The sequence below is a fragment of the Brachybacterium sp. p3-SID1565 genome (genome assembly GCF_025143785.1).
In the GTDB taxonomy this organism is placed as follows: Bacteria; Actinomycetota; Actinomycetes; order Actinomycetales; family Dermabacteraceae; genus Brachybacterium; species Brachybacterium epidermidis.
On the sequence record NZ_JAMBDS010000092.1, the window covers coordinates 1 to 3,002 of the forward strand.

At 65.6% G+C, this 3,002-nt stretch carries 1 protein-coding gene and 2 pseudogenes; all 3 read left to right on the plus strand.

What is annotated here, in order from left to right:
- Positions 1 to 198: 198 nt before the first annotated feature.
- A pseudogene (locus tag M4D54_RS13710) lies at positions 199 to 1,364 on the plus strand (IS3 family transposase).
- 243 nt (positions 1,365 to 1,607) lie between these two features.
- Positions 1,608 to 2,095, plus strand: a pseudogene (locus M4D54_RS13715) (transposase); the annotation flags it as partial.
- A 51-nt stretch (positions 2,096 to 2,146) separates the two neighbouring features.
- Positions 2,147 to 3,002: IS256 family transposase (locus tag M4D54_RS13720; RefSeq protein WP_259892101.1), on the plus strand; the 856-nt coding region annotated here is incomplete at its 3' end.

A 3,002-nucleotide genomic window follows, 5' to 3' on the forward strand; every position in this document is an offset into this window, starting at 1 on the left:
TCTGGGCGAGCTTCTGACCCGGTTCACGGCTCCTCGCGACGCGGACGACGTCGTCACGGAACTCCTGGGGATAGGGGGCAGGCATGATGCACATCCTTCCCTGCAACGCTCCACAGCGCCACAGACGATGTGACCTGACCTATGGATCGGTTTCCAGTTGACGTCGCTAGCCGATGGTCTTCATGGAAGGCTCATCGCATGCCCCGCCCGTACCCTCCAGAGTTCCGTGCCCGGGCCATCGCTCTGGTCCGCGAAGGCCGACAGGTCAAGCAGACCGCGCAGGACCTGGGCATCCACGAGGTCACCCTCCACACCTGGCTCCGACAGGATGACATCGACCACGGCCGTCGGCCGGGACGAAGCAGTCGCGAGTCTGCCGAGCTCCGCGCGGCGCGCGGCCGCGTCCGGTAACTCGAGCAGGAGATCGCGATCCTCCGCCGGGCCGCGACGTGGCTCGACGAGGAGGGAGGAGTCGCCCCAAAAGGGCGCACCCGGTGATCGACCGACTCGTCGACGCCGGAGCTCCAGTGCACACCTGCTGCCGCCTTCTGGGCGTCTCTCGCCAGGGCTACTACCGGTACCGAAAGCGTCCCACCAGCGCCACCGAGCTCCGCCGACGCTGGCTGACTGGACTGATCCGCGAGATCCACATCGCCTCCCGCGGCACCTACGGCTACCGCCGGATCCACGCAGAGCTCACCATGGGCATGAACATTCCCTGCTCGAGCCGACTCGTCTGGGTCCTCATGACCCGCGCCGGAATCGGTGGCCTTCCAGGCCCAGCCAGAATCAAGCGCCTCAAGGGGGTCGCCACCGCAGACGACCTGGTCAACCGCAAGTTCCACCGTCTCGCGCTGAACGAGCTGTGGGTCACGGACATCACCGAGCATCCCACCCGCGAAGGCAAGGTCTACTGCGCCGCCGTGCTGGATGCTTGTAGCCGCAAGATCATCGGCTGGGCTATCGACTCCAAACAGGACTCCACCCTGGTCGTCAACGCCCTGGACATGGCCATTCGAGCACGCCAGCCAGATCCTGGAGGGATCGTGCACGCAGACCACGGAGTCCAGTTCACCTCCTGGGTCTTCACTCAGAAGATCCGCTCCGCGGGCCTGCTGCCCTCGTTCGGGACCGTGGGAGACGGCTTGGACAATGCGATGATGGAATCGTTCTGGTCGAGCATGCAGATCGAGCTGCTGAACCGGAAGAAGTGGAAGACCCGGATCGAACTCGCGAACGCGATCTTCGAGTACATCGAGGTGTTCTACAACCGCCACCGCCGACACTCCTCACTCGGGTACGCGACACCGAACGACTACGACCTCGCCCGCACCCCGCGGGCACCCGCAACCACCGGAAGCTAGTGATCGAGAGTGGAAACCAAACCGTAGGGCAGGTCAATGTGTCACCGATCCGTGCGGCAGTCCCATGGACCCGCGGACTCGTGGCAACGTCAGTGGCAGCCGGACTCGTTGTGCTCCTCGTCCCCGCGATCACCAGCATCGCCTGGTGCGCTTACCACACTGGGCTGACCCCGTTTCGTAGGTCCAGTCGTTATGAGAGTCGTCCTGTTGCCCGCGGTCGCGGGCAGGGAGACTGGTCAGATCATGACGAACAGCAGAAAGCGTCACACCCCCGAGCAGGTCGTCCGTAAGCTCGGGCAGGCCGACAGGATGCTCACCGATGGTCAGGACGTCGCGGCGGTGTGCCGGGAGCTGGGGGTGTCCGAGCAGACGTACTACCGGTGGCGGAACCAGTACGGCGGCCTCAAGGCCGACGACGCAAAGCGCCTGAAGGAGCTGGAGAAGCAGAACGCGACCCTGAAGCGTCTGCTCGCGGAAGCGGAGCTGGAGAAGGCCGCGCTCAAGGAGCTGGCTGAGGGAAACTTCTAAGCCCGAACAGGCGCCGCGCCGCCGTCGATCACCTCAAGCGCAAGTTGCGGGTGAGCGAACGGATGGCGTGCCGTCTGGTCGGGCTGAGCCGCTCCGCGTACCGGCGACCGCTCAAGGGCAACACGGTCGCGGACCCGGATCGGGCGCTCAGGGAGTGGCTGCGCGCCTGGGCGAAGGACCATCCCCGCTACGGGTATGGGCGTGTCAGATGGTCTGTGTAAGCCGTACTGAAAGGAACGGTAAGAATCATGACCATGACCAACGAGAAGAAGCAGGCCGGTGGTGAGCCCACTGGCGGGGACCTGGTCGAGGAGCTGAAGTCCTCGGGGCAGCTGGATGCCCTGTTCGCTCAGATCGACGCAGGCAATGTTCAGCTCACCGGCGACGGCGGGTTCGTGCCCGCGCTGGTGAAAGCCGCCCTGGAGCGTGGCCTGCAGGCCGAGCTGACCAGCCACCTGGGCTATGACAAGCACGCCGCGGAGGGCCGCGGCAGCGGGAACTCCCGCAACGGCACCACACCCAAGACCGTGGAGTCCGAGGTCGGACCGATCGAGCTGGACGTCCCCAGGGACCGTGCCGGCTCGTTCACCCCGCGCCTGGTCCCCAAGGGCCAGCGGCGCCTTGGCGGCCTGGATGACATGATCATCAGCCTCTACGCGGGCGGGATGACGATCCGGGACATCCAGCACCACCTGGCGAGCACGATCGGCACAGACCTGTCCCACGAGACGATCTCCAATATCACCGACGCCGTGAGCGAAGAGGTCCTGGCCTGGCAGACCCGGCCGCTGGAGGAGTTCTATCCCGTGATCTATCTCGACGCGATCCGCATCAAGATCCGGGAGAACAACCAGGTCCTCAACCGCGCCGCCTACATCGCCGTAGGAGTCGACCTCGACGGGATCAAGCACGTGCTGGGCATCTGGGTCCAAGACACCGAGGGCTCGGCGTTCTGGGCCCACGTCTGCGCGGACCTGGCCAACCGGGGCGTCAGGGACGTGCTGATCGTCTGCTGCGACGGCCTGAAGGGGCTCCCAGAGGCGATCGAGGCGACCTGGCCGGACTCGATGGTCCAGACCTGCGTGGTCCACCTGATCCGGGCAGCGATGC